Annotated in this window: 20 protein-coding genes and 1 pseudogene; 15 read left to right on the top strand and 6 right to left on the bottom strand. The window is 60.5% G+C overall.

All coding sequences use genetic code 11. From position 1 onward, the window contains the following. Positions 1 to 108: 108 nt before the first annotated feature. From NKI85_RS15845 to NKI85_RS15820, 6 genes are all read left to right on the top strand, one after another. Complete coding sequence (locus NKI85_RS15845; RefSeq protein WP_352776957.1) at positions 109 to 387, top strand: hypothetical protein; 279 nt, start codon at positions 109 to 111, stop codon at positions 385 to 387. Beyond that, positions 384 to 1,286 (top strand): DUF7146 domain-containing protein, encoded by a 903-nt coding sequence (locus NKI85_RS15840; RefSeq protein ID WP_352776956.1) that lies wholly within the window; start codon positions 384 to 386, stop codon positions 1,284 to 1,286. Before NKI85_RS15845 ends, NKI85_RS15840 begins: the two co-directional genes overlap by 4 nt. Then, entirely contained in the window at positions 1,283 to 2,572 is a 1,290-nt protein-coding gene (locus NKI85_RS15835; protein WP_352776955.1) for a virulence-associated E family protein, read from the top strand. Before NKI85_RS15840 ends, NKI85_RS15835 begins: the two co-directional genes overlap by 4 nt. A gap of 224 nt (positions 2,573 to 2,796) precedes the next feature. After that, the gene (locus NKI85_RS15830; protein WP_352776954.1) at positions 2,797 to 4,158 is read left to right on the top strand and encodes an ATP-binding protein; all 1,362 of its coding nucleotides are present in this window, start codon (positions 2,797 to 2,799) and stop codon (positions 4,156 to 4,158) included. Further along, complete coding sequence (locus NKI85_RS15825; RefSeq protein WP_352776953.1) at positions 4,155 to 5,381, top strand: toprim domain-containing protein; 1,227 nt, start codon at positions 4,155 to 4,157, stop codon at positions 5,379 to 5,381. Before NKI85_RS15830 ends, NKI85_RS15825 begins: the two co-directional genes overlap by 4 nt. Positions 5,382 to 5,750: 369 nt before the next feature. Then, a complete protein-coding gene (locus tag NKI85_RS15820; RefSeq protein WP_352776952.1) occupies positions 5,751 to 6,029 on the top strand; it encodes a KTSC domain-containing protein in 279 nt (92 codons plus the stop codon). 197 nt (positions 6,030 to 6,226) lie between these two features. Here NKI85_RS15820 and NKI85_RS15815 read toward each other — a convergent pair whose 3' ends face one another. Then, entirely contained in the window at positions 6,227 to 6,415 is a 189-nt protein-coding gene (locus NKI85_RS15815) for a hypothetical protein (protein WP_352483426.1), read from the bottom strand. Between the two features lie 95 nt (positions 6,416 to 6,510). Between NKI85_RS15815 and NKI85_RS15810 the strand changes: the two genes are divergently transcribed. Further along, positions 6,511 to 7,230: an ATP-dependent DNA ligase gene (locus NKI85_RS15810; protein WP_352776951.1), complete on the top strand. Its 720-nt coding sequence runs from the start codon at positions 6,511 to 6,513 to the stop codon at positions 7,228 to 7,230. Between the two features lie 871 nt (positions 7,231 to 8,101). Here the strand turns inward: NKI85_RS15810 and NKI85_RS15805 are convergent. The 3 genes from NKI85_RS15805 to NKI85_RS15795 all read right to left on the bottom strand — a co-directional run bounded on the left by NKI85_RS15805 (position 8,102) and on the right by NKI85_RS15795 (position 9,670). Further along, the gene (locus NKI85_RS15805; protein ID WP_352776950.1) at positions 8,102 to 8,320 is read right to left on the bottom strand and encodes a hypothetical protein; all 219 of its coding nucleotides are present in this window, start codon (positions 8,318 to 8,320) and stop codon (positions 8,102 to 8,104) included. A gap of 420 nt (positions 8,321 to 8,740) precedes the next feature. Beyond that, positions 8,741 to 9,067, bottom strand: coding sequence for a DUF6804 family protein (locus NKI85_RS15800; protein ID WP_352776949.1), 327 nt, complete (start codon positions 9,065 to 9,067; stop codon positions 8,741 to 8,743). Between the two features lie 147 nt (positions 9,068 to 9,214). Further along, the gene (locus tag NKI85_RS15795; RefSeq protein ID WP_352776948.1) at positions 9,215 to 9,670 is read right to left on the bottom strand and encodes a hypothetical protein; all 456 of its coding nucleotides are present in this window, start codon (positions 9,668 to 9,670) and stop codon (positions 9,215 to 9,217) included. 561 nt (positions 9,671 to 10,231) lie between these two features. On the opposite strand from NKI85_RS15795, the gene NKI85_RS15790 reads away from it, so the two are divergent. After that, the gene (locus tag NKI85_RS15790) at positions 10,232 to 11,407 is read left to right on the top strand and encodes a hypothetical protein (protein WP_352776947.1); all 1,176 of its coding nucleotides are present in this window, start codon (positions 10,232 to 10,234) and stop codon (positions 11,405 to 11,407) included. Between the two features lie 36 nt (positions 11,408 to 11,443). On the opposite strand, the gene NKI85_RS15785 is transcribed toward NKI85_RS15790, so the two are convergent. After that, the gene (locus NKI85_RS15785; protein ID WP_352777001.1) at positions 11,444 to 11,608 is read right to left on the bottom strand and encodes an AraC family transcriptional regulator; all 165 of its coding nucleotides are present in this window, start codon (positions 11,606 to 11,608) and stop codon (positions 11,444 to 11,446) included. 597 nt (positions 11,609 to 12,205) lie between these two features. On the opposite strand from NKI85_RS15785, the gene NKI85_RS15780 reads away from it, so the two are divergent. Continuing rightward, positions 12,206 to 17,914 carry an ATP-binding protein gene (locus tag NKI85_RS15780; protein WP_352776946.1) on the top strand — a complete coding sequence of 1,903 codons (5,709 nt, stop codon included), beginning with the start codon at positions 12,206 to 12,208 and terminating at the stop codon, positions 17,912 to 17,914. Continuing rightward, the gene (locus tag NKI85_RS15775; protein WP_352776945.1) at positions 17,911 to 18,984 is read left to right on the top strand and encodes a hypothetical protein; all 1,074 of its coding nucleotides are present in this window, start codon (positions 17,911 to 17,913) and stop codon (positions 18,982 to 18,984) included. Before NKI85_RS15780 ends, NKI85_RS15775 begins: the two co-directional genes overlap by 4 nt. Here the strand turns inward: NKI85_RS15775 and NKI85_RS15770 are convergent. Continuing rightward, positions 18,939 to 20,492, bottom strand: a complete 1,554-nt coding sequence (locus NKI85_RS15770) for a sigma-54 interaction domain-containing protein (protein ID WP_352776944.1) — start codon at positions 20,490 to 20,492, stop codon at positions 18,939 to 18,941. The genes NKI85_RS15775 and NKI85_RS15770 overlap by 46 nt on opposite strands. Positions 20,493 to 20,640: 148 nt before the next feature. Here NKI85_RS15770 and NKI85_RS15765 point away from each other — a divergent pair, with 148 nt between their 5' ends. The 5 genes and pseudogenes from NKI85_RS15765 (at position 20,641) to NKI85_RS15745 (ending at position 24,530) form a co-directional block, all read left to right on the top strand. Next, complete coding sequence (locus NKI85_RS15765; RefSeq protein WP_352776943.1) at positions 20,641 to 20,958, top strand: hypothetical protein; 318 nt, start codon at positions 20,641 to 20,643, stop codon at positions 20,956 to 20,958. Then, positions 20,955 to 21,227, top strand: coding sequence for a helix-turn-helix domain-containing protein (locus NKI85_RS15760; protein ID WP_352776942.1), 273 nt, complete (start codon positions 20,955 to 20,957; stop codon positions 21,225 to 21,227). The genes NKI85_RS15765 and NKI85_RS15760 overlap by 4 nt, the downstream gene beginning before the upstream one ends. Further along, positions 21,224 to 21,403 (top strand): annotated as a pseudogene (locus NKI85_RS15755) (HNH endonuclease); the annotation flags it as partial. The gene NKI85_RS15760 and the pseudogene NKI85_RS15755, both read left to right, overlap by 4 nt. A gap of 18 nt (positions 21,404 to 21,421) precedes the next feature. Next, positions 21,422 to 23,083 (top strand): DEAD/DEAH box helicase, encoded by a 1,662-nt coding sequence (locus NKI85_RS15750; protein ID WP_352776998.1) that lies wholly within the window; start codon positions 21,422 to 21,424, stop codon positions 23,081 to 23,083. 55 nt (positions 23,084 to 23,138) lie between these two features. Further along, the gene (locus NKI85_RS15745) at positions 23,139 to 24,530 is read left to right on the top strand and encodes an exonuclease domain-containing protein (RefSeq protein ID WP_352776941.1); all 1,392 of its coding nucleotides are present in this window, start codon (positions 23,139 to 23,141) and stop codon (positions 24,528 to 24,530) included. The last annotated feature ends 558 nt before the right edge of the window (positions 24,531 to 25,088 follow it).

Raw genomic sequence — 25,088 nt, 5'->3', positions numbered from 1 at the left:
GTCAAGTATGAGGGACTTTTCTCTCTGAGGGCGGCGAGAGGGCTGAAAGTCTAAACCTGACGGGCCACGTACGTCAAACGGCGGCGATCTCCTCGCGGAGATCAGCCCATGAACCTTCATCGCCACATTTCAGAATTCGATAGCCGCCGGCCGCAATATCTTGCGGTGCAGCCGGCGCTTTTCGCCGAACTGATCGAAACCGCCGTTACCCGCGACGAGCCGTTCTCCGATCCTGACGGATCATGGGGAACACGCATTGTCCGGCCGGCGGGCAAAGGCTGGCGCATCAGCGATGCTCACCGGGACCGGCACACCAAATGGATGCGCCGGACGCCGATCATCTGGCAGCCGGTGAAGCGTGCCGCTGGCGGATGGAGGCGGCGATGAGCGGCCTTCATGATCTCGCCCGGCGGCTCGGCGGTGACGTCCACGGCGGCCATGTCCTCTGCCCCGGTCCCGGCCACAGTGCAAAGGATCGATCCTTGAGCGTCTGGCTCGATCGCGACGGCAAGCTGCATGTCCACAGCTTTGCCGAGGACGATTGGGCGTTATGCATGGACGATGTGCGCCAGCGCGCCGGCCTGCCGGCATTCCAGCCAAACGGCGAACAGGAAAAGCCGCAGCCGCATTTCAAGGATCACGACAATGAGCAGATCAACGAGGCGAGCCGCCGCCAGCGCGCCGCCGCTGCGGCCAGGCTGTTGCAAGAAGCCCTCGATCCGCGCGGAACGCTCGTCGAAACCTATCTCGCCGCACGCGGCCTGCTCCTGCCCGACGAAGTAGCCGGCCGCACCATTCGCTTTCACCCGGCCTGCCCATGGGAAGGCGGCTTGCGTGTTCCGGCAATGATCGCGCGCTTCTCGCCGATCGAGGACGACCTCTACCCGGAGGCACCGCCTTCTGCCATTCACCGGACCCGGATCAAGCCGGACGGCAGCGGCCACGCCGGCAAGAAAATGCTCGGCAGCGTTGCCGGCCAATGCATCAAGCTTTCGCCCGACGAGGATGTTGGCGAAGGCTTGCACCTTGCCGAAGGCGTCGAGACTTCGCTTGCGCTCTGGCAACGTGGCTGGCGGCCGATCTGGGCCGCAGCAACGGCCGGCATCATGCGCGCCTTTCCGGTGCTGGCCGGCGTCGAATGCCTGACTCTTGCCGCCGATCACGACCACACCGGCCTTTCCGCCGCGCAGGAATGCGCCGAGCGCTGGGCCGCCGCCAGCAAGGAGGTCTTTATCAAGTGGCCGCCTGACCTTGGCCGTGACTTCGCCGACGAGGCCACGCCATGAACGACTCCACGATCCATTTCGAGCCCAGCGAGCCGCCAAACGGCAAGGCCGATTACGTCGCCAATCCATTAAACCTGCGCCGCGAACTGCACCGCAACGCGCTGACCAAAGGCCTCGTCAAGTTCAACGAGTTTTCGCATGAGATTGTGCTGGCGCGTCCGATTCCGCGTCCGAACATGAAGGCGCCCAAAACCTTCGAGCCGCGCCCGTGGACCGACGCCGACGATACCGCGCTCGCCGAGCATTTCAACCACCGAGGTTTCAGGCGCACCGGCCGCGCGTTGGTCCGCGACGTGATCGAGCTCGAAGCGCGATCACATCCGTTCCACCCGGTGCGCGACTGTCTGGATGGCCTGACCTGGGACGGCGTGCCGCGCCTGTCGCGCTTCTTCCTCGACCATTGCGGCGTCATTGTTGACGAGGAGGACGAGGCCGACCGGAAAGACGCCTTCCGCTACGTCGAGGCGGTGACGCGCGCCTTTTTCATTTCGGCGGTGGCGCGCATCTATCAGCCCGGCGTCAAGGCTGACTGCATGATCGTGCTGGAAGGCCCGCAAGGCGCCTTGAAATCGCGCCTGCTGCGCGCGCTGGCGATCCGCGACGAGTGGTTTTCCGACAGCCTGCCGCACGATCTCGAAAGCAAGGACGCGCGGGCGCATCTGGCGGGCCGCTGGATCGTCGAAATGAGCGAGATCGCGCAATTCCGGCGCTCCGAGATCGAGATCGTGAAAGCGTTTCTGTCCTGCCAGATAGACCGCTATCGGCCGGCCTATGGCCGCACCGATGTTGCTGTTCCGCGTCAGTGCGTGTTTGCCGGCACGACGAACGCCGAGACCTACTTGCTCGATCCAACCGGCAACCGGCGCTTTTGGCCCATCCGGCTTCGAAAGATCAATCTCGGCGCGATCACGAAGATCGTCGATCAACTATGGGCCGAAGCCGTCGCCGCCTGGCATGCCGGCGAGATCTGGTGGCTCTCGCCCGCAATCGAAAAAATCGCTGAAAGCCAGCAGGAAAGCCGCGTCGAGGGCGACCCGTGGCACGACAAGATCGCCGATTTCGTCCACACGCGATTCGGCGGCGCGTGGTTCACCACCGCCGATGTGCTGGGCCACCTCAATATCGATCCGGGACGCCGCGACAGAGCGCATGAAATGCGCGTCGGCGCGGTGCTTCGGCGCCTGCAATGCGAACGAAAAAAGCAGCGCTTCGGACCCGATCGGAAGCCGCGCTGGGTCTACTGCCGGCCGATGGGGAATAGCGATGTGAACGATGAAACTGAGTGAGCCCTTGTTCCTACCGTTCCCACTGTTCCTACCCCCCATAATAGAGCGTGAAAATGGGGAAAAGGATGAACTCTATAGGCGAAGGCGGGAACGGAAGGAACGGTAGGAACAGGCGAGCCAATCCCGGCGTCAGTCCCGGCGCCGGCAAACATGAAACCGGCGGTCTGCGAGTGACATTCGCGACCGCCGGGAAGTGAAGCATGAACAAATGAAAGGATTGTCCGATGCATAGTCTACAGTCAAAGCAGCCACCCGTCACCCGCCGGCTGGAGCGCACGACCTTCACCACATCGCGACTGCTGGACTTCTGTTCCTACAAGGAACTGCAAGCGCAGACCGGGCACGCCGCCGGCGAATGGCCGCTCGTCATTGTGAAGGAGCTCTTCGACAACGCGCTCGACGCCTGCGAGGAAGCCGGCATCGCACCGGAGATCATGGTCCGCGTCGATGACACCGGCATTTCGATCGCCGACAACGGGCCCGGCCTGCCGGCCAGGACCGTTAAGTCGATTCTGGATTTCTCTTCCCGGACGTCATCCCGCGAAGCCTATGTCTCCCCCACGCGCGGAGCCCAGGGCAACGCATTGAAGACCATTGTCGCGATGCCCTTCGTGCTCTCGGACGCCGAACGCGGCATCGTCGAGATCCAGGCGCAAGGTAAACGCCATCGCATCACCTTTGCCGTCGACCAGATCCGGCAAGCGCCAGCGATCGGCTATGCGGTCGAACCGTCGAGCCGCAAAAAGGGAACCGAATTGATCGTCCACTGGCCGGATTTAGCAGGCTCAATCCTCGACGGGGCCAAGGCGCGTTTTTTACAAATTGTCGACGACTACGCCTGGCTCAATCCTCACCTCACGGTAACCGTCGACTGGTACGGTTCCACCTCCCCGACGACCGCGACGGTGCCCGACTGGACGAAGTGGAAGCCATCCGACCCGACTTCGCCGCATTGGTACACGCCGGATCGCCTTGCCAGGCTGATTGCCGCCTATGCGGTTCATGACGCCGAACGCAAGCGCGATCGCACCGTGCGTGAGTTCGTCTCGGAGTTTCGCGGCCTGTCCGCCACAGCGAAGCAGGGCCTGGTGCTCGAGGCGACCGGGCTGGCACGGACACCGCTTTCCGGTCTGATCACCGGCAATGCCGTCGACTCCGCCGCCTGTGCGGCGCTGCTCGGCGCGATGCGTGGGTATTCCAAGCCGGTCAAGCCGCCCGAGCTCGGCATCATCGGCCGCGGGCACTTCGAAGCCCGTTTCAGGGAAGCCGGCTGCGAGATGGAGAGTTTCGACTACCGCAAGGTCGCCGATCATGACGAGGAAGGTATTCCGTACCTGGTGGAGACTGCTTTTGGATGGCTGGGAGACAATGCCGCCGATGAGCGAAGAATGGTCACCGGCGTCAACTGGTCGCCGGGCATCATTAATCCGTTCCGCCAGCTCGGTAGCTATGGCGGGAGCCTTGATTCGATTCTTCAGCAGCAGCGTGTCGGCCGCGACGAGCCGGTCATCTTTGTTCTCCACGTTGCCTGCCCGCGCGTCGAATATCTGGACCGCGCCAAGAGCGCGGTGGTGGTGGCGTCATGAAGTCGAAAACCCTCATCGATGCCGTCCAGGGCGTCACCGGCAAGTGGGCGAAACAGCGCAAGCAAGAGGAACGGGCCGTCTCGGCGCGGATGAACCGGCGCTATGCCATGATGCGGTATCGCCGGGTCACCATGAAGGAAGCGGCCGAAGCGATATTGCCGGCGGCTTGGAACAAAGCTTCCGGCGATGGTCAGTATCCGGCTTCCGCCCGCCAGGTCTTCTATGCGGCACGCGGCACGCTGCAGGAGATGACCGGCAAAAAGCCGGCCTACAACTACTTCTCGCAGACTCTGCTGCCCGACTACATCGAAATGCACCGGCTCGACTGGGATGTCGTCTATGACGCGCGCGGCAACTATCACGAGCCGCATACGAAAAAGACGGTGCCGCTCGGCACGCTCCAGGTGCGCGACTACCTCGGTGAAATCAGGAGCCACGTTCCCGAAACCGGCATCCCGCGGATCGAGATCAACGCCGAATTCCCGACTGTCGGACCAAAGCACCGCTTCGGGGCGGTCCTGTTTATCGAAAAGGAAGGTTTCGGTCCGCTGCTGGCGTCGGCACGGATTGCCGAACGGTTTGATATAGCCATCATGTCGACCAAGGGCATGTCGGTCACGGCTTCGCGGCAGCTCGTCGAAAATCTCTGTGCGCGCCACGACATCCCGTTGCTCGTGCTGCATGATTTCGATGTGTCCGGCTTCACGATCGCGGGCACGCTGCAAGAATCGACTCGGCGCTATCAGTTCGCGCGCGGTTTCCGAGTCATCGATCTCGGACTCCGGCTGGAAGACGTTGGCGGTCTGGAACCGGAAGATGTGTTTTTCAGCGAGAAAGCCGACTTCAACAGCAAAACTCTGACGCTCTCGCGATATGGCGCCAGCCAGGAAGAGATCGATTTCCTTCTCAATCGGCAGCAGCGTGTCGAGCTTAATTCGATGACCTCGCCCGAGTTCGTGGAATTCCTGGAAACGAAATTCGATGAACACGGCATTGACAAGATCGTGCCTGACGCCGGGACTTTGCGGCTTGCCGCGCTGCGGGCGGCACGCATCGCGAGAATGCAGAAGGCAATCGAGGCGATTCGTACGGCGGACGAAAGGATCGATCTTCCCGAAAACCTGGAAGAACAGGTGCGGCAGGCGCTCGACGACGAACCCGAGCGCACCTGGGACGACGTGCTGGTCGAGATCATGCGCAATCATCGGGAGGCAGCGGAATAAGGGGCAATGATGCAGTTACGTTCGCGATCGTCGGGCAGCGTGACCGCAAGGCTGGACCTGCTTCTTCCGAAGCATTCGCAGGATGTGGCGCCGGCCGGCGAACGGCTTCACTGCGGCGTGTGCTGATCAGGGTCCGGCCATCGTGGGACGCATGGCAACGCGAAGGAGCGTCGGAACGATCCGACCCTACACGCCATTTCGGACAAAAACCCGGAAGGCTTGCTTCCGGAGGACGGTGCCTGCCGAGTTTGCGATGCCGCGATGCGTTAGGTGGCCCGGAGCAAGTCCTCATGCGCTGCTCGGGAGCGATACCACGACGGAACGCGACCGCCGCTCCGCTCGTTGATTTCTTTTGATCGAGCTGCCGTCATGCCATCCGCCTCAATACGCAAAACGGAATACGATCCGGAGAGCCGAATCCTTTCGGTGTGGTTCGTCGCCAGCGGAAAGCGATATGAGTTTGAGGGCGTGCCGCCGGAGACCTTTGCGGCGTTCAAAGCCGCATTCGCCAAGGGCCGCTATTTCAACGACCACATCCGCAACAATTTCCGCTACCGTCTGGTTGCGAGCGATTCGACCATGAATGACTTGATCGGTCTTCAGCCGAATTCCCCGTGCCAACCGACGCGTTGCCGATGTTGCCCTTAAGGTCGCTTTCGGTCCGCGCGCACCTGGCAAAGCCCACCCCCCGAAGTCCCTGCCTGGTGCAAAGGCGCTTCCCCGCCGCCCTGGCTAGGCGAGGACGGTCATGGCGATCACTCCTTATCTTTTTTCTCCGAATCCAACGTCGCTGGCGCGCTGAAGGTTTCAAGCCCGCTCTGCCGCCGGAGACTCAACTAGCGGGACTATTGCTCGACCGGCAACGGGGTGTGCTGCGGCTCGGCGTGATGAAACACCTGTCCAAGATCACGCGCGTCGAACGTCTGGCCGCAGACTGGGCAGTAGACGAAGTGCTTCGATTCGTCCTCCACTGGCCCGTCATGCGGCTTGCCTTGGTAGCCGGTAGCGATGTTGTCGGTTCTGATCCTCGTCATTCATCCGCAACGCAAACCGTCGCGTTTTGGTTTCCGAGCGGAATCACGTTATGTTCACTCTCGCTAATATAAGCTTTGTACCTAGTATTGACTGGGTGCGTAAAATTGTAAGTACCGGCGGCGGCCGCCTCGAGTTCATTCCGCCGATGGAGCCCAAGCTGGTCGCCAAGCCTCCCGAGGGTGAGCACTGGATTCACGAGATCAAGCTCGACGGCTACCGCACCCAGATCGTCATCAACAATCCCGACGATATCCGCGCCTTTACCAAGAGCGGTGCGGACTGGACGAACAAATATACCGGCCTCGTTGAAGCCGCGCGCGAGCTCGAGGTCAAAAACGCGATCTTCGAGGGCGAGGCGGTCGTCACCAACAAGGCTGGGCTTCCCGACTTCGACGCCCTGCAGAGGGCCGTCCACAGCGATCCCTACGCGATGATCCTCGGCGCCTTCGACATCATGCATCTTGACGGCCACGATCTGCGCGACATCGGCTGCAAAGCGCGCAGGGAAATTCTATTTGGCATTATCAGGCCGAACAGCCGCATCCAGTTCAGTGAGGCCATACCTGGCGACCCCAAGGCGATCTTCTATCTTGCCGACCAGGCGGGGCTCGAGGGGATCGTCTCCAAGCGCGCCGACAGCCCGTATCCAAGTGGCCCGACATCGAACTGGCTGAAGACCAAGAGCTTCACGGTCCAGGAATACGAGCTGCTGGGCGTCGAGCGTGAGCCGGGCAAGGCGGCATTCGCCTTGCTGGCGAAGCCCGGTACCGGAAATATGTCGGTTCGGCCTTCATCAGCTTGGGGCGCGACATGAAGGAACGGCTCTGGAAGCGGGTCCAGGAACATGCCGGACCACCTCCGGAGGGCGTCAAAAAGCGACCGGCAACGCAGTGGGTTGGGCCGGGCGTGAAGCTGCGGATCAAGCACCTTCGTGGCGATCACAGCCACATACGCCATGCATCGCTGCTTGGTTTCGGAGACGAAGAGTAGCGCTGTTTGGCCATTGGCTTAGCCGCTCGCGACAGGTGAGGCGCTACGGCGCTACGCGGCTTATCGGCTTATCCCCGGAAAGCGACTTTGTTCAATCGCCACGGCTAACGGCAGTGCCTTCGTCAGCGTCAATCGCGAAATGCGCGAGCGGCTTTGGAAGCGAGCGCAGGAACACGCCGGACCGGCGCCCAAGGCATGAAGAAAAGGCCGGCGACGCAGTGGGTGAAGCAGGGGGATCAAAGCCTGCGTAAAACATCTAAGGGGGGGAGGAAGGCCTTCGGCACGCCTCGTTGCAGGATTTCTGGGAAGAGGATTGATCCGCCGACAGGCTGGACGCCGGGCACGGTCAGTGGCGCACGCCGATTTTCGACAGCGAGCTTGAGCTAATCCGGGAGTCCGCGCCATCCGTTGAGCAAGTTCGAGCGGCCCGACAGCCAGCCGGCCGCCAGGCCTGACCGGCGATCGAGCCTCTGAGCAAAAACGCGCTGGTATCGCTGGCAGGGGCCGTGAAAACGGCAAGCCCCGGCGGATCAAGGCCGCCGGCGAAGACTTAGCAGCCTATGAGCAGCGACTCGCGATTTCATCGGCACGGATCAACGCGCCGATAGAAAACTGCTCTACAGAGCATGCTTCCGATGGGTCGCGGGCGATTCGAAGTAATCCAGCCCTCGGACATCCTGATCGAAGGACTGGAATCAGAACCTATATCCTGCAGCATCGAGGAGGGCGAGGACGAGAATGCATAAGGCCAAGAGTGCAAACAAAGATCCGATGAGCACGATCCGGTAGGCCACCTTGCGACCAAAGTCGTAGCGCACCATCGTCGGATACATTTTTTGGGCAATGAGGTTCGCGCCGACGTTCACCAGCGCTATAAACAAGATAGTCGCGAGCCATCCGCCCCAGTTGTGCATTGTTTTCTCCGTTGACTCAAAACCGCTGTTTAGTCGCGGGTGTCAGGTCGCGATTTCGGTATCATGTCTGGCGGCGGGTCCCGTTCGAGCACCTTCTCAGCGACCAAGCCGGCCAAATACTCAGTCGACAAAAGGCCCTCGCTTAGACCGTCGGTGCTCAAATTCACCCCGAAATGAGCCTCGAGGCTTTCACGGAGCTCATCGATCGACCCGGGCCGATAGTCTTCCTCGTCGTCAGATTGGCGAGCCAAAAAGCGCTCGTGATGAGGAACTACCTCTGGGAGTACCTCACGCTGATTCTCTCTCACACAAATACGTATGCACGCGCGATAGGCTGGCTCTCTTCCAATGCGGGGCTGTCTTTTATGCTTGCAGACGTCGGGCGCCTTTACCACGGTTTCGACGGTTCTCAAGGCCGAGCTAACCGCGTTGGCGATAGGCAACGAAACCGAAAAGGGCTGCTGCACTGACATTGAGCACGGCCCAGAGTTCCCGCGGCAAATGGATCGGTAGAAACGGATTGAAAATCAACGCTGCCGCAAATAGTGCCCAGGCCAGGTTTTGATTTTCACCACCTGATCGCCTCACCATAACCCCGCAGTAGATCCCCGCGAAAAATACCACCACGCGTAGCAGCTGGTAGTAGCCATATGGCCATGGCGCGACCGCCAGCAGCGACGCGATCGCAACACAGATGCATACCAACCGGACCGTTCCGGCCGGCGTCGACAGCATTGTCTTTAGCAATTTCCCCTCCCAAGCCCGTCTAAGCACCAAATCATCATCGCAGCGCTGGCACAAGGACTCGCCGCGCGTGAGACGCTTCCCCTGTAAGGGCAGGGCAGCGGTCAGCCGAAACGCGCGCGAACATTGGCGAGACGGTAAAGACCCTCTTCAGCCATCCATATTTATGCCAGGGGTGCATTGATAATCGTTCGGGTTGGCAGGTTGCGGTGTTACCGCTGCCTTCTGTCTCGCTTCTGCAGTGGTGCAGGCCGGCCTATCGATAATGGAATAGCCTTTCGCACCTATGCAGTTGTTAATATATCTGGTGCGCAGGCCTTGGTTCGCGTCATAGGTGGACGCTGTCGCCGGTATGTTCAGGCCGCCCATCTCATTGCAATAGGTGGCTGTGCCATAGGTGTTGCAAGTAACCGTGCCGGGCGTGTGGACGCCAGGATTAATCTGTGTAGCCATGGCCTGAGGTATCTCCTTCAGGGAAGCGATCTTGCACTGATCGTAGTCAAATTGTCGCTGCGAAGCAGTAGAGCCAGGCTTGAATGCGCTCGGCAACGGGCCGGTCTGGCAACCGGCCAACAACAATATCGTCAATAACTTGATTTTTTTCACGATGAGCCTCCCCCCGATTGGCAAAACTCAATCTTAAAATAGGGGGTCTCGCAAGGGTCGCTGGTAGATTCTCACCGGCAGGACATGCCGAGAGGCGCGCCATGGACGTTGATGCATGCTCACAACGCGGGGCAGGTGGCCCGAATTTGCTGCGGTCACTGCAATATCAAATGCTTCTATAAGCCGCTGGAATTACGGGAGGTGATCGGCAACGTCACCATTGACCAGGTACGGGCGAAGGTCCGCTGCGAAAAATGCAAACGGAAGGAGTCCATGTCGGCCGAACTTTTCCATCCAGCCGGTCAGGAACTGGTGACGATCCGTTTCCGACGCTTGGTCGAAATCAGATGGGGAACGGCGCATCGTGTGGAGGGATGAATAATGCCAATCTGGCGTTCTTTCGCGCCGGCTCGGCCGGTCTACGCCTCGGAAGAGATTGCCGGTGCCCCTGCCGGCCGCCATCAAGGCATGAACTTAAGGTTGCTATCACCAATTTTGCAACGAGGATTCGACAGTCTCGCTCGCCGGCGCTAGGCTGCCCGCTGGGGTTGTTCTTGGGCCATGTGTCGCATCTTTTCCGCTCGCGTCCTGTTGTGTGTTGCATCGGTGCTGCTGGGACCCACGGCGGCCCATGCCGGCTTGCAGTTCCAGGCCGGACAGACGGATGCCGGGCTCCGCTACATCTTCGTGTCAGGTGATTTCGCCTATCAGGACGACCTGTCCGGGTTCGAGGCCCTGGCACGGTCCAATGCCTCAGTAGCGGTCACATTCCAGTCACCCGGTGGCAACATTCAGAAGGCAATGGAGCTTGGTCGCCTCATTCGCAGGCTCGGCCTCAATACCGCTCAGTTCAGGGCTCTCGAATGTGCTTCGGCCTGTTCCCTGGCGTTCCTTGGTGGCACCGTACGCTTCGCCGAGCCGGGTGCCATCGGCGTTCACAAGTCGTCGTTCAGTGGCGAGATTCCGATAAGCGCCAAGGATGCCGTTTCCGTTGTTCAGCAAGTCACCGCCGAGATCTTCACCTATATCGTCGAGATGGGTGTGGACCCCGCTCTGCTTCAGCTTTCCCTGCAATACGACAATGACGATGTGCGTTATCTTTCCAAGAGCGAGATGGCGAAATACAAGGTCGTTACGTTGGATTTTGAAGCAAGCCAGCCGCCGGTCGTAAGCCAGTTGCCATCCCCGCCGCTATCGTTCCAGCCAGCGCCGATCCAGCCGCCCGTTGCCTCATTGCCGCCGGCTTCTGAATATTCGTCACTTTCGATTCCCCGAGCACACTCCGGCCGCATTCGGCATCCCAAGGGCGCGGCCCCCCTGAAGGCACTTGCGGACGGAAAGTCGGCTACGCTCGTTAATCTCCGTAACGGGAGCCCGGTCGCCATCCTTGGTAATGCGGGCCGCTGGTATCGGGTGCAGGCCAACGGCCTGATTGGCTATATGCACGACACTTGGATCTACGTGGACCAGTATGAAAGCGGCCCATTCGGGCAGCGTTACATACAGATCAAAAGCTTCGACAACCTCGCTGATGCGTCGGCCTATGTGCGCTCCGCCTCGATCCCGCTAACGGCCTATCTTGCGACAAACGGATGGTTCGCGGTTACCCTCAAGGACACTTTCGATCAGGCGATCGCTAAGGACCTCGCAGCAGAACTGAAAGCTCGGGGCGCTATTCCTGATGACGCATACATGACCTTTGGCAATACGTATGTGCGCAAAGTCTGCTGCCGTTGAGGGAGTCGCTAGCGCGATTTCCGTGGCCAGATGTTTCTACAACGACGATTTCGCTATCGCCTTTTTCAGACCGCCAAACCGACGGCGGTGTGCTGCGGGCGACATGCCGACGCTGCGGCGGAATAGCCGGCTGAAAAAGCTGGCGTCCTCGTAGCCGATCTCGCCGCTCACCGCGTTTAAAGGAAGGGCGCCAGTCTCCAGATGCTGCTTTGCTTCTTCCAGCGCAAGGTATGAACGTACTTGATCGGCGTATATCCGGTCGCCTTTCGGACGCGCCGGATGAAGCTGCGCGCCGGAAGGCCGCTGAACGGTCCGCCCGCCGCCCTTGCAGCCACGCGCTGGATCGGTCTCTCCTGGTCCTTCAAGAACCCTGTTCTAGCGTTTCGGCAAGTGAATGATGATCGGATCGACTGGATACCATCGTCGAGCACTCCCTTGCTGCGCATACTCTCTTGATCCCTACACGGGTCAAAGCTTGAGTAGTCCTTGATCAGGTCGAGGTACGCAAGGGGGCCGTCTCCTGCCCGTCGGGTTTCAGTCCCAAAGAGGAGAAAGCGGACATTCGCGCGCAACGTGCGCGTTGTCTGCAAGCGCCTTATCTCGGTCGTTGGAGCTCGGTGCGAGGCTGACCGACAATTGCTCTTTTTCAGAAGAGGGCCCGATGGCTGCTTTGCGTACATGGCTTAAACCGCAGGATTTTCGCTGATCGTGTCTACGAGTAACTCGGTAACATCCAAATGGGGTCGTTTCTCGCTTGAACATTGTCAGCAACCTGTCGTAGTTGGGGACGGGGGATGAATGTCGATAGCTGAAGATTTCGATCACTCGATCAACTTGTTGACGCCAGCCAACTTGGCGGCGCTGCTAGGATGGGCGAACAGCCATATCCGCAAGTTCGCTGAAAACGCCCAGCATCAGAAGGTGGATGGCTGGAACGAGACGTTCAGCAAAGATGCAAGCTATCATGCTCTCTCAAAATTGCTGAACCTCCCAGATGGTCGTGAAGCGGCCGAGGCGATCTGCCACCGGGCAAAAATCAAATGTCCTAAGGAAGCAGTCAACGCGAAAGCCAAACAAGCTCTCTTCGGACTTCTTGGCGGTCCAAAGCCACCGGCGAGAGCGTCTTGGGCGCGCATTTTGGCCGAGGGAGGAGCGTCGATCGAAGCAGCGTGGGTCCTATGGTGGGACCACGGATCCGAGATTGACGTGCCAGAGAATGAGTGGGTTGCGGATTATGGCGAGATTGCTGCACTATTCGAACCCTTAACTGCGATCGAAGCCGAACCGGAGGTGTCGCGCGAAGATGCCCTGCCTGAAGGGGACATCAAGCAAACCCGCGACACCCTGCAGAAGGTTCGAAACGACATTTTCGAATGGCTGGACGGTGCCGACGCCGATGCTGCCGACCTCGCGTCCCACTTGAGGCGAGCTGCCGATCGCTTGGATCACCTTGCGGCAGATGACCAGCAAGCCCGAGCCATCAAAGAGAAAAGAGCCGAACTCGCTGGGGTATTGGGGAAGTACCAGTCGGCAATCTCACAGGCGTCTGGCAGCACGACGATCAATATAGCCGAGAGGTTGGTAAGTATCGGCACGATGGGCGACGAATGGTCGATTGCTGCGATCGAGCAGGTGATCGAAGTTGCACCGTCTTATATCGAGGCAGCACAGAGCTGGCGAGCCGCGATGGATCGCCTGTCGGAAACGCATGACTATGCGGGAGTGGGTGCTGCGCACGAGGCCGAAGAGCGGCTGGCCGAGAAACTCGTCCTGCTGCTCGCTGCATCCGCGACCGACCAGCCGCAGATAGAATCTACCGAAACCCCTGACTCGGAAGTAGCTTCGCTGGCACCAGAGGCCGTGGTGCAATCATCGGATATATCTGACGATGCGCCTGAGATTTTGCCATCTGACACGTCCTCGCTCGACGAGGCCGCGCAGTCCGACACCCCGACGATCGTGCAGAGCGAGCCCGCCGTCGTTGAAATAACGGAAGGCGCCGCAATCGAGCCGTTCGTCGATGAGTCCGATTTCATCGACATGGGGGGAGCTTCGAACGCCGGGATCAAAGTCAGAAGGCAGCAGGCTCTGCGCGCATCTACCGATGCGCTGGCAGAACGTCGCTACGGGCTCGCCACGCATATCGCGGCCGTAGCGGAGATCGACGGCGAAACCCCACCATTTGGTTTCAGCTGCGCCCTCCTGAAGGCGCTTGGCGCCGGGCTGGTAGTGGGAACACCGGGAGGATCGCGCGGTGTCGACCTTTTTTCGCATGCTCGCCCCGGAGTGGAAGAGCTGCTCGGCGACGACGTCGATCAGCCGGTTCGACTTGTGGCGTTCGCCGGGGCTCTGCGTCCCGCACTATTCGCGATATCGTCCGGCGCCAATCAAGTCTTACGGCACTTGTCTGGCCTCCAAAGTCTGGGGCCTGCCATTCATGGTCTGGCTGTGTTTGCGGCCAACAATGTTCGAAGCGGCGACATCGTGCCGGCTGAGTTAGCCGTCTTTGGAAACAAGATGGCGCCACGGGTCGAGCTCGAAGCGCTACAGTTGGACACCGAGCAGTTTCTTGCGATTGCTCAGCGCCGAACCATCAAATTTCAACCGGCGACGGCTATTTGGAACAGCGTGCTGCGCAGGGGCCCCGTTCACGATGCACTTCAGGCAATAATTGCGGATGCGCCCAATGCGGCCAGGTTGGTTGACAATGCACTGGATTCAACGCTGTCCGACATCGATAGGCTAATCACCGACCGGGACCGGGAGGCACTTGGTGGGCGCAAGCGTGAGCCGTTGACCGCCAAACCTCGTGCGACGCTGCGCGACTGGCTGAACGATGTCGCCGCGAGGTTGGAAAGCTGGCGAACCCTGTACGGGGCCCTTCAGAAATCTCCGCTCGATCGGTACAATGTGGAAAGTCGGGAAGAACTAAAGACGCGTCTCGAAGCCGCTTCGTCTGAGTTGGCATCTGTCGACACGCACGGCAATCCCGCGCTGAAACTGGCAAGCGATGTTTGTCTTGAAGCGATAGCAAGCGTCCTTGACTTGTTCCAAGGAGTGAATCGCCCCCGGCTCGTCACCGCCGATGAAGAACTTCTTCTCTTCAATCCGCCGATCGCGATCGAAAAGAGAGAGTTTTGGAGCGATCAGGAGCGATCGGCTTTTTTTGTCGCTGCCGAAGAGCTAGCTTCGCGCTCGCCCGATTTTGAGGCAGCCCTGCATTCTGCACTTCAGCGTGGGCGGTTCGCTCAAGTCGACCTGTTGCGTGAAAAGATCGTGGCTGACGACCCCACGCGGGATCAACCGCTGGAGCGAATGATTCGGGGTGAACTGGATCGACAGCTAACGCAGGCACGCTCCCGCCTTGCGAAGGTCCGGAGCCGTCTCAATGAGCTGCTCGGCGCCGACGATCGCCAGATTCTCAGCCGCGATTTGAGCCCCGGCCTGGACGAGCTGGAGATTCACGTCGGGGACAATGCCGTATCCATCGATCTCGCAGATTGGGCTGATGCGCTTTCCCAGATCGAGATCCAGCTCGACAGTGGCTTCCACTCGCTCGTCGGCCCACTGCAACATGAGGTCGATACGCTCGAACGCACCGGGCAGAATGTTTCCGAACTGCGCAAGATGATCGAGCTGCGCGATCTTGCGACACTGAGCGAACATATCGAAGCCTATAAGCATGGTGCGATGCCGCCGACGGCGGCGACCAACCTCCTGGAAGCTTTTAATTCCTATCTTCAAGGTCAGGGCAAGCGTATCGATTTGCCATCGCTGGAGCGTGCGATCGAGGCGCGCGGGCAGCTAGACGGCGTCGACTTCAGCGGCTGGGAAGAAAGCGAGATCGATACGGCACGGTCCTTGCTGAAGGCATGGCGCGAGCTGAAGGAAAATGACGGCAATCAGTCACCGCCGCAGCTTCGGGCGATGTTTCAGGCACTCTTCGGGGCGACCGCAATTGATGTCACCATCAACAAGAATCCGGAGGTACCAGGCCACTACCAACTGAGAACACCTGTCTTCACGACGCGCGAAGAATGCGTCGTTCCGGCCTTCGGAAGCGAAGCGAAGGGTCGGTATGAAGTCGTGCTGGTCGATCGCCGCGGTATCGGATCGGGTGTCGAGCTGGCGACATTGAAAGGAAAGCTGAGCGCGCCCACCTTCTTTGTTATTCGCGGGTCGATGCCGGGCGCAGCGCGCAAGGCGTTCATGCAACGTGTACGGTCGGCCGGTGCGACACCAGCATGCGGCTTGATCGATGAGGCGACGATACTCTTCCTGGTGATGCGCCGTGGCTGGCAACGGTCTGACGTGTTCGGACTGTCGCTCGCTTGTGGTGTCGTCCAGCCCTATTCGGACACAGCGCAGAAGACTTCTCCCGAGATGTTCTTTGGTCGTGGCGGCGAGCTCAGAGAGCTGTGGGATCCTAATGGATCCTGCCTTGTCTACGGCGGCCGGCAGCTCGGCAAAACGGCGCTGTTGCGGCAGATCGAGCTACGGCACGACAGGCCCAACCAGGTCGTCGAATATGGCGACGATGAGGTCGAAGAGTTCACGCGCCAAGGCCTACAAGGGTTCTGGCGCTGGATTGGTAATCGAGCTGAGGCGCGGGGCATACCCATGCCAAGCAAGCGCAGCGCCACTGAGGTTCAACAAGCGATCCGCGATTGGCTTGAAGCGGATGTCACGAGGCGCCTGCTCTTCTTGATAGACGAGGCCGACAAGTTCCTGAGCAGCGAAATGCGTTCGGACTTCAAAATGCTCCTCCAGCTGCGTGAACTGATGCGGGTCACCGACCGGCGCTGTAAATTCATCTTTGCTGGGCTGCACGACGTGCAGCGCCTCGCGCGCACGCCAAATTCCCCTTTGCTGCATTTCGGTACCCCCATTCGGGTCGGTCCGCTGATGGGCAAGGACTTGTTCGAAGCGCGCAATATGGTCGAGCAGCCGATGGCCGCCGCCGGCTACGCCTTCGGGGCTAATGTTGAAGAAGGCCGGGCGCTAATGGGCCGGGCATTATCGGAGCTAGGCTACTATCCTTCCCTGATGCAGACGTTCGGCATGGTGCTCGTAAACCGCATGAACGCCCGTGCTGCGTCCAGTATCGGTGGCGATCCGCCGGAATTGCCGATCCGTATCAGCGGTGATGAGCTCAACGCCGCATTGGAAGACAGCGCTTTTCGCAACAATGTGCGGGATAAGTTCGACAAAACGCTCGACCTCGATCCGCGATATCGCCTGATCGCCTATCTCGTGATGATTGAGACCCAGAAGTCGGCCAATCGAGACGATATGCGTCCCGGCATGTCGATTGCCGCGATCCAAAAGGAGGCAATGTTCTGGTGGCCGCAGGGATTTGTCGAGGATAGTTCAAACTCCGCATTTGAGGGCCTCCTGAAGGAGATGGAGGGCCTGGGCGTTCTGGTCGGGCTCAATGACGGCCGCTATGCGATACGGTCGGCGCGGATCGCGGCGATGCTTGGCTCGGTTACCGAGGTCGAGGACCGCGTACAGGAACTGGCCGATCAGTCTTATGAAGTCGTCGAGGACACCGGAAGCCTTCGGCGAGCCCTAGGAAAAGCATCTTCACCTCTGACCTTCCGCCAAGAAGCTGTGCTGATGGAGCATCGCAACGCGCCCCCGGTCACGGTCGTTCTGACATCTGAGGCGCTCGGCTTGGGGCTAATGCCGGAGGCAATCGCAGAACTAACGCGGACAGACGAGGAGCTCCTCGTCGTACCGTTCAAATCGGTCGATACCATCTCACAGCTCGAACGCGCCATAACGACGGTTGCCAGCCGGACCAAGGAGGCTGGACGCCAAAAAGGTCTGCTTATCGCGTCCGGGCCCTGGCTCGGCAGGGAAGCTGTTGCTGCGGCGTTCGAACATCCCGAAGTCCGGCGCGCAAAGCGCTTATCCAATCGGGGCAAGGAGCAAGGCGTCAGAGTCATTTTATTGCCCAGCATGATCGACTGGCGTGAACTGGGTGATGAGGATCAGGGCGACCGTCTGTGGGGAGCGATGCTCGTTTCGCTTAGTCCGCTTCATGATGCCAGCCTGCGAGCATGGCTCGAGCGTAGGACTGGGAGCCGGACGGTGCCTCCGGGCGCGATCGAAAAGCTCCGGCTTACGACCGGAGGCTTTCCGGACGTCCTCGCGGACCTGGTGGGTGATACCGCCGAGCAAATACTGGCGGCCGCCGAGACTGCACGTGGGACTACGTTGGCCGATCCTGACAAGGCGCTTGCAAGCGTCGGGCTCGGTGCTGTCTGGCTCAGACAGGTTAGTGAGTTCGTTCTGAACCAATGCGATGGCGCGATCTCCGTCGGCGACCAAGAATCCGTCATTGATCTCATGCGCGACGAGGGACTGCGGGAGGGTGATCGTGCCCTGCGGGTTCTTGGATGCCTCGGCTTATTAGATCGCACGATGGATCGCGATCTGCTTTCCGGTTGGCAGCTCAACCCGCTTATAGCGGAGTTGCTCCGTTCTCGGCCATCCGCTTGAACCGGCATGTGGATTTTTGGCGCCTTCCGGGCGGAAGGCGCTTTGTGGAGGCGATCCGGACGGGCGATCGGGAACGACGATCCATCCTGATCCATGAGCCATTCCAGACCGCCCCCTTGGTGTCGGCCATCGCTGACCTTACGTGTCGGGAAGGGTTGGATCACCTCTGTGAGGTCGATGGTGCGTCGCACGAAACCTTGTGTGAGCGACTGAAAGGCACATTTGGAAACGTCGCATCGACGGTAGACGGCTTCGCTTTCGATTTGAAATATGCCGTCTTATTGGCCTGGAATGCGGAATCAAACCCCTCGCTGACGTCCGACATCTTGAGCTTCGCCCAGAGTTGCGCTGTTCGCGGGGACGCGTCGGCGCCGGTCGTGGTGCTGGTCACGCCAGAACATGTCGACGCATGCTCGCGTCCCGTCTGGGAGCTCGTGCAGACCGAAGGTATCCTAGGCCCCCATGACGGGATCGGGTTCGCCGCCGCCGCCGGGCGTGGCATCCAGACATTCGAGCATCGCTTGAAGACAAGCGTTGCCGTTGAGGTGGGCGCTTGGGATTTCGATATCGTCGAGCGCATATTGTCGATGCCCACACATCGAGCAACCAGGCCGGACGAGCACCTGTCCAATTGGAGTGACACCAGAATCGATTTGTGGCGCCGGGCTCGGCCAAATTGGGCCGCGGGCAATCTCGACCGTTGGGGCGGCGAGCCGTGTATCCATCCGCTATTGCTTGCCGCGAACGAGCCTTCGCTGCTCACGAAGCGCGTCTGGCGTGGGCAGGTAGCAATTCTATTCCCGTGGTTGGATGAATATCGGCAAGCAGTGGTTCGAACCTATCGTCGGCAGCTACGGCCTGACGAGCTGTCATACGGTGACGATGTCGATACGTTGGACTGGGGCCCGATCTGCTGGCAGTTGAAACGCGCCGGAATTGCCAGCCGGGTGCTCGACGCTATCCACGCGGGGCGAATTCTGCGGAACAACCTTGCACATGGTCGCCCGGTCGACTGGGCAGACATTCAGAGTTTCGAGGCTGGTATGGCCGGCGCCGGCCTTTCGCGCTGAGCACTATTGAGGCGTGACGGCAGGCCCAGGCGGCTGCAATGTTTGTCCAGCCGTTGATAGCTGGCAAATCCAATCAGCTTTGCCGCCTTGCTCTTGTTACCGGCAGCCGCCTCGATTGCACGTTCGATATAATGTGTGGCGACTTCATCGAGGAGAGCATCAAGCTTGAAAGCGGGGCCAAGCGGGCGCTCAAGTATCTCGCCATTATTGATGCTGGGCTTATCCGAGAATAGAGCGAATCTTGCGTCCTCGGCAGAAAGAACGTCGTTATCCGACCATACAAGGGCGCGTCGCATTGTGTTGTGAAGTTCTCGGACATTTCCCCGCCACTGCTGGTGCATCAGAACCTGACGCGCGTCCGAGCTGAGCGATTTTGGGGCGTACATTGGATCGTCACCTAGCTCTTCATTGATTCGCTCCAGCCCTTGATCAATCAAAAGTCCAAGGTCGCTGCCTCGCTCCCTCAATCCTGGAAGACGGAGCCGGAGAACAGCTAAGCGATAGAACAGGTCTTCGCGAAATTGTCCGCTCACGACCGCTGCTGCGAGATCCCGATGTGTCGCGGCGATCACGCGAACGTTGACCTTGCGAACTTTGTTTTGTCCGATGCGGGTGACCTCTCCTTCTTGCAGAACGCGGAGGAGCGCCACCTGCGCAGAAGGCGAAAGCTCTCCGACCTCGTCTAAGAACAGCGTACTTCCGTCGGCCTCTTCAAAACATCCGGCTTGGTTGCCAATTGCCCCCGTGAACGCGCCTTTGGTGTGGCCGAATAATCGAGACTCAACCAGGGTTTCCGGAATGGCGCCGCAATTCACGATGACCATGGGTTTATCCGCCCGCGGGCTTGCCTGATGAACGGCTTGAGCAAAAAGCTCCTTTCCTGTGCCGGATTCCCCTTCGATGAGGAGCGGGATGTTACGCGGAGCAGCCTTCTTCGCGAGCGCGATCACACGCTTCATGACTTCGCTATCGCCGGTGATCTTCTCGAAGCCGCTGCTCGGTTGCGGGCGGCCTGCGGTCGACTCACTTAGGCGTCGATCTGAATCGTGCAACAAGTCTGGTAGAATCTGTTTGGGCAGATTGAACGGCGTCTCGACCGTATTGACTGCGCCGCGCGAGGACTCAATCAATTCTGCTGGAAAGCGGGATGTCGCAAGCAGGAGCCAGACCGACGCCATTACCGGCGTGCCGGGACTGAGGTGGAACGTCAGGCGAGGCGACTGCGGCTTGCAATCAATAGCTTCTCCAACGACAGCGGAGGCGTGCTCGTAGATCTCGGTAAACGCGTTGGGCTGACTGAGGTTAATTGAGCGCCGATGGATCCGGGCCTTGATTCCGGTCGCACCCAACCAAGCCTGATAGCGAAGCACCCATTCCTCTGGCCAACTGCACAGCAGCCAAACTTCGTCGAACGACCTCTGCCGGAGTGCGCCCATGATCGGGCCCTCCGTCTTGTTCTTCTCAGCTTCGAGGTCGGCCGTGCCAATCCAGGCGAATAACAATCTCATGCGAGGGCCATAGCATATATTACGATTCCATAACCAACATTATTGGCTTGCCAGAATGATGTAGGTGAAAACGGCAGATTTCTGCCATTCCGAGCAATTGGCACGATCCCTGCATATCCTTCTTCGACGAAACAATGAGGAGGATTGAATGAAGCGTTCGAAGAAGTTGTTGCTGGTTTATGCGGAGATCCGCCGCGCCGTCGGGAGCCTGGTCAGCGCCGGCGAGGTGCTCGAGATCGCGGAGCGGCTGATCGACCTCGCCAATTATCGCGATGTAATCGATCGCTGCGGTACGATGGATTTCTCGACGTCGGGCTCGATCGCGCTCGATCATGCTTTCGACGATGGCGGCTGGGCGCTGCTCCACGATTGCTACGCGAGCGGCCTCTTGGGGGATGACGATCCGGTCGACTATTCTTGGCGCCCCGGTCGCCGCGCGGCGCCATTGATGGAGCGTTACGCATGAGCAGCATTCGCCACAGCGGGGTCCTCGCGGCACGCGAGCATCTTCTGTCGGGAGAACCCATGACCCGGCTCGAGGCCATCGTTCTGTTTGGTGTGCCCGATCTGACCAAGCTGATCAGCGATCTTCGTCGCGATGGCTTCATCGTTCACACGCGTCAGATTGCGTACATCGCTGCCGTCGCACGGGTGAACCGCCACGCCGTCCTTCAGCCGCCGGCAAATCTGCCGGTCAAGGAGATCATGCTCACGGACTATTGGGTGAGCAAATGAGGCGGCGGTTCACCCGCCGACAGCGCCGGATCACGGCCATGGTCGCGGGCGGTCGCTGCAGAAGGTGCGGCGATCCGCTTTCCCCCGATTTTCACGTCGATCACCGCCGGGCCTTTGCGAGGCGCGGCACCACCATCCTTGCCAATGCTGACGCCCTTTGTGGCCCCTGCAATCTCTCGAAAGGAACCAAATCAATGCTGAAACTCCGTCCTTGGCAGCGCGAGGCGCACGATCAGGCCGTCAACTGGCTGACGAAGGCTCGCCTCGACCGCCATTTCCTCATCAACGCGGCGCCCGGCGCCGGCAAGACATTGGCCACCTGCGCAATCGCGGCGACGTTGTTTGAGCAGGACGAGATCGACCGCGTCGTCGTGATCGCGCCGCGCACCGAGGTCGTCAATCAGTGGGCCGCCGATTTCGCCCGCGTGACTGGACGGCACATGAACAAGGCAACGGGCGCGGATCGCGAGCTGCACACGCTCGGTCTGGACCTGTGCGCGAGTTGGAGCGCGGTCGCCGGTTTGCAGGATGCATTCCAGGCGATCTGCCGCGACAAGCGCGTCCTCGTCGTGTGCGATGAGCATCATCACGCTGCGGTGGCGGCTGCCTGGGGCGATGGCGCTGACAGTGCCTTTGCCGACGCGCGCTATGTGATCGTCTTGACGGGCACGCCGATCCGCTCGGACGGCGCTCAGTCGGTGTGGCTGGCCTATGACGACCGTGGCGCGATCGATCATCCGGCGGAAGGGACCTACACGCTCACCTATGGCGCGGCGGTCGATCTTGGTTACTGCCGGCCGGTCACCTTCCACCGCCACGAGGGCCGTTTTACGGTCGATTTGGAAGGGGGCGAGGCGGTCCACATTTCGAGCCGCGACAAGGCGGAGATCACTGGCAAGCTGGCCCGGATCCCCGCCCTCCAGCGCGCCCTCGACTTTTACCGTCTCGCCTGCGCTCCCCAGTACGAGCCGGGTAGCCGCATTCCGCTCGCCACGGGATATCAGGCGTCGATGGTCGAGTGGGCGAGCGCGAAGCTCAACGATCTGCGCGAGCGCATGCCACGGGCCGGCGGTCTGGTGATCGCGCCGTCGATCGAGATGGCCGAGTTCTTCGCGGAGCTGATCGAGCGCTTCGAAGGCGAACGGCCGATCATCGTCCATAGCCAGATGACGGGCGCCGAAAATCGCATTGCGGCTTTCCGCAATACGGACCGGCGCTGGATCGTGTCCGTCGCGATGATCTCCGAAGGCGTCGATATCCGGCGCTTGCGGGTCTTGGTCTATCTGCCCAACGCCCTGACCGAGCTGGCCTTCCGCCAGGCGATCGGTCGGGTCGTGCGCACGGATGGCCCAGACGACGATACGCGCGCCTATGTGGTGATGCCGAGCTTCGAGACGCTGGAAGCCTATGCCCGCCGCGTCGAAGAGGAGATGTCGCCTGGCGCGCGTCGCGATACGATGCCGCGGTCGAAGCGGTGCGTCATGTGCGCGGAGGAGAATCCGCTCGGCGGGACCGAGTGCAGGTCGTGCGGCCATGAGTTCCCGCAGCGCGCGACGAACTTCCGCGCTTGCTCCGAGTGCGGTGGCCTCAACCCCGCCGGCGCGCAGGACTGCCAGCACTGCGGCGAGAGTCTGAGACACGCCTTCACGCTCACGCTCGACGAGGCCCTCCGCACCGGCGCGATCGTCCGCGGGATGGAGATCGACGAGGATGAGGTCCAGGCGGGCGAGAAGATCGCGCCCAAGGTGCGGGACATGGTGCTTAAGAGCGGGGATACCGCACTGCTCAGGGTGACCCAGCTCCTGCCCGAGGAGAGCTGGCACCGCCTGCGCACCATCCTGGACGACGCTGCCTAGCCCGCGCTTCCCCTCCAAATATTCTCTGTCCAACTTGCTTAATCAGGAGCCACGCATGAGCTTTGTCTTCTACGATACCGAAACCACCGGGACTTCGACCAACTTCGACCAGATCCTGCAGTTCGCCGCCATCAAAACGGACGCCGATCTGCGGGAGATCGACCGGATCGAGATGCGGTGCCGCCTCCTCCCGCACGTCGTGCCGCATCCCGCCGCTCTCAAGGTCACTGGCATGTCGATCGCGCGCGTGACCGACGCGACGTTGCCCTGCCACTATGAGATGGTGCGGGCGGTGCGGTCGAAACTCCTCGAATGGTCGCCGGCCATCTTCATCGGCTATAATTCGATGAACTTCGACGAGCAGCTGCTGCGGCAGGCGCTGTTCCGTACCCTGCACGAGCCCTATCTGACGAACACCAGCGGCAATTGCCGTGCCGACGTCCTGCCCCTCGTCCAGGCGGCTTCGCAGTTCGCCCCCGAATGCATCCGCGTCCCCAGGGGTGAGAACGGAAAAGCTGTCTTCAAGCTCGATCAGCTGGCGCCGCTGAACGGCTTCTCGCAAGAGAACGCCCATGATGCGCTCGCCGACGTGGAGGCGACCATCCACATCGCTCGATGCGTTCGGGATCGCGCGCCCGATTGCTGGCGGCGGTTCATCCAGTTCTCTAGCAAGGCGGGCGTCAACGGGTTCATCGCGCAGGAGAGCGCCTTCGTGGTGACGGAGTTCTATTTCAACCGACCTTATCATTTCGTGGTGGCGCCGCTCGGGCGCGATCCGGACAACCCCGCGGCGCATCTATGCTTCGATCTCAAGCATGACCTAGATTGGGTCGCTTCGCTCGGCGACTGCGATCTGGTAGCATGGGTGAACGCCAGCCCCAAGCCAGTGCGCAAGGTCAAGACGAACGCGGCACCCTCGCTCGCGCCAGTTGGTGCCGTGCCGAGCAGCTTCCTGGGGGACCTTTCGGTAGCCCAGATCATACACGCGGCGGCGAGGCTCCAGCAGGATCAGCTGCTTCGCCGCAGGCTGATCACCGCCGCCGCTTTGGGGCGCGCTGAGTTCGAAACCTCACCGTACGTCGAAGAGCAGATCTACGCCAGCTTCATCCCCAACGGGGACAAGCCGCGGATGAACGCCTTCCACAGCGCTCCCTGGCAAGATCGCGTCTCGATCGTCGCCGAGCTCGAGGATGCGCGCCTGCGCAATCATGGGTATCGGTTGATCTACGAGCGCCACCCCGAACTGCTCGACGAGCGCCTTCGCAACTTCTTTCATCAACATGACCGCGCGAAGCTGCTGGATACGTCCGACAAGCTGAAATGGAACAGCCTTCCGATGGCCTACGCCGAGATCGACGAGGTGCGGGCAGGCTGTACCGATCAGCAATCGTCCATTCTTGATGAGTACCGTCACTATCTCGAAAGGCGGATCGCGGCTGGAGGCTAGGCTTCAGCTGATAGCCGGGTCACCGCGACCTCGGTCAGAACCCCAGCTGATGCGGTCTGGGCGCACGATCTCCCAGCCAGATTTTCCGATCCCGTGCGCTAGGATCGGGCGCCTCGGCACCAACGTAACTTCCTGTCATCGTTCGGCCAGGGCGAACCTGGCGTCCTCGACGTCGATCCGCCGTGACTTGTACCACGGATTGGCCGGTTCCCGACAGTCCGGACTTCCCCAATGTCGGTCGTCCACGTCCGAGCGACGATCAGATGACGAATGGCGGCTTTCAGGTGCTGAGGCTTGAGGGCCCCATTTCCGAGATGCTGAAGGGTTTCGGGTGCCGTCAGGCGTACGAAAGTCTCTCATGCAGGAACCCGCGGGCCGCACGCGGTGAGCTATGGGGATTTGTGTTTCGGGGTGTGCCAGCGCCTGGGGCGAACTTCCGCATAGGATGCGGTGGGCATGTCGTGGAAGCGGCTTCTGGGCCAGGTCGCAGAGCCTGTATCGTTGATTCCGACGGGATTGGTGTGCGTGACGACCGGCGCCACGGCAACGTGCACATAA

This window comes from Mesorhizobium sp. M0571, assembly GCF_040320985.1.
GTDB lineage: Bacteria > Pseudomonadota > Alphaproteobacteria > Rhizobiales > Rhizobiaceae > Mesorhizobium.
Note: the sequence above shows the minus strand (reverse complement) of the source record. Positions and strands in the feature narration are given on the sequence as shown.

What these genes read in the sequence shown, in the direction of transcription:
- NKI85_RS15845 (WP_352776957.1), top strand. Translation starts at nt 109, where the DNA reads ATGAACCTTCATCGCCACATTTCAGAATTCGATAGCCGCCGGCCGCAA.
- NKI85_RS15840 (WP_352776956.1), top strand. Translation starts at nt 384, where the DNA reads ATGAGCGGCCTTCATGATCTCGCCCGGCGGCTCGGCGGTGACGTCCAC.
- NKI85_RS15835 (WP_352776955.1), top strand. Translation starts at nt 1,283, where the DNA reads ATGAACGACTCCACGATCCATTTCGAGCCCAGCGAGCCGCCAAACGGC.
- NKI85_RS15830 (WP_352776954.1), top strand. Translation starts at nt 2,797, where the DNA reads ATGCATAGTCTACAGTCAAAGCAGCCACCCGTCACCCGCCGGCTGGAG.
- NKI85_RS15825 (WP_352776953.1), top strand. Translation starts at nt 4,155, where the DNA reads ATGAAGTCGAAAACCCTCATCGATGCCGTCCAGGGCGTCACCGGCAAG.
- NKI85_RS15820 (WP_352776952.1), top strand. Translation starts at nt 5,751, where the DNA reads ATGCCATCCGCCTCAATACGCAAAACGGAATACGATCCGGAGAGCCGA.
- NKI85_RS15815 (WP_352483426.1), bottom strand. Translation starts at nt 6,415, where the DNA reads ATGACGAGGATCAGAACCGACAACATCGCTACCGGCTACCAAGGCAAG.
- NKI85_RS15805 (WP_352776950.1), bottom strand. Translation starts at nt 8,320, where the DNA reads ATGCACAACTGGGGCGGATGGCTCGCGACTATCTTGTTTATAGCGCTG.
- NKI85_RS15790 (WP_352776947.1), top strand. Translation starts at nt 10,232, where the DNA reads ATGTGTCGCATCTTTTCCGCTCGCGTCCTGTTGTGTGTTGCATCGGTG.
- NKI85_RS15780 (WP_352776946.1), top strand. Translation starts at nt 12,206, where the DNA reads ATGTCGATAGCTGAAGATTTCGATCACTCGATCAACTTGTTGACGCCA.
- NKI85_RS15770 (WP_352776944.1), bottom strand. Translation starts at nt 20,492, where the DNA reads ATGAGATTGTTATTCGCCTGGATTGGCACGGCCGACCTCGAAGCTGAG.
- NKI85_RS15765 (WP_352776943.1), top strand. Translation starts at nt 20,641, where the DNA reads ATGAAGCGTTCGAAGAAGTTGTTGCTGGTTTATGCGGAGATCCGCCGC.
- NKI85_RS15760 (WP_352776942.1), top strand. Translation starts at nt 20,955, where the DNA reads ATGAGCAGCATTCGCCACAGCGGGGTCCTCGCGGCACGCGAGCATCTT.
- NKI85_RS15750 (WP_352776998.1), top strand. Translation starts at nt 21,422, where the DNA reads ATGCTGAAACTCCGTCCTTGGCAGCGCGAGGCGCACGATCAGGCCGTC.
- NKI85_RS15745 (WP_352776941.1), top strand. Translation starts at nt 23,139, where the DNA reads ATGAGCTTTGTCTTCTACGATACCGAAACCACCGGGACTTCGACCAAC.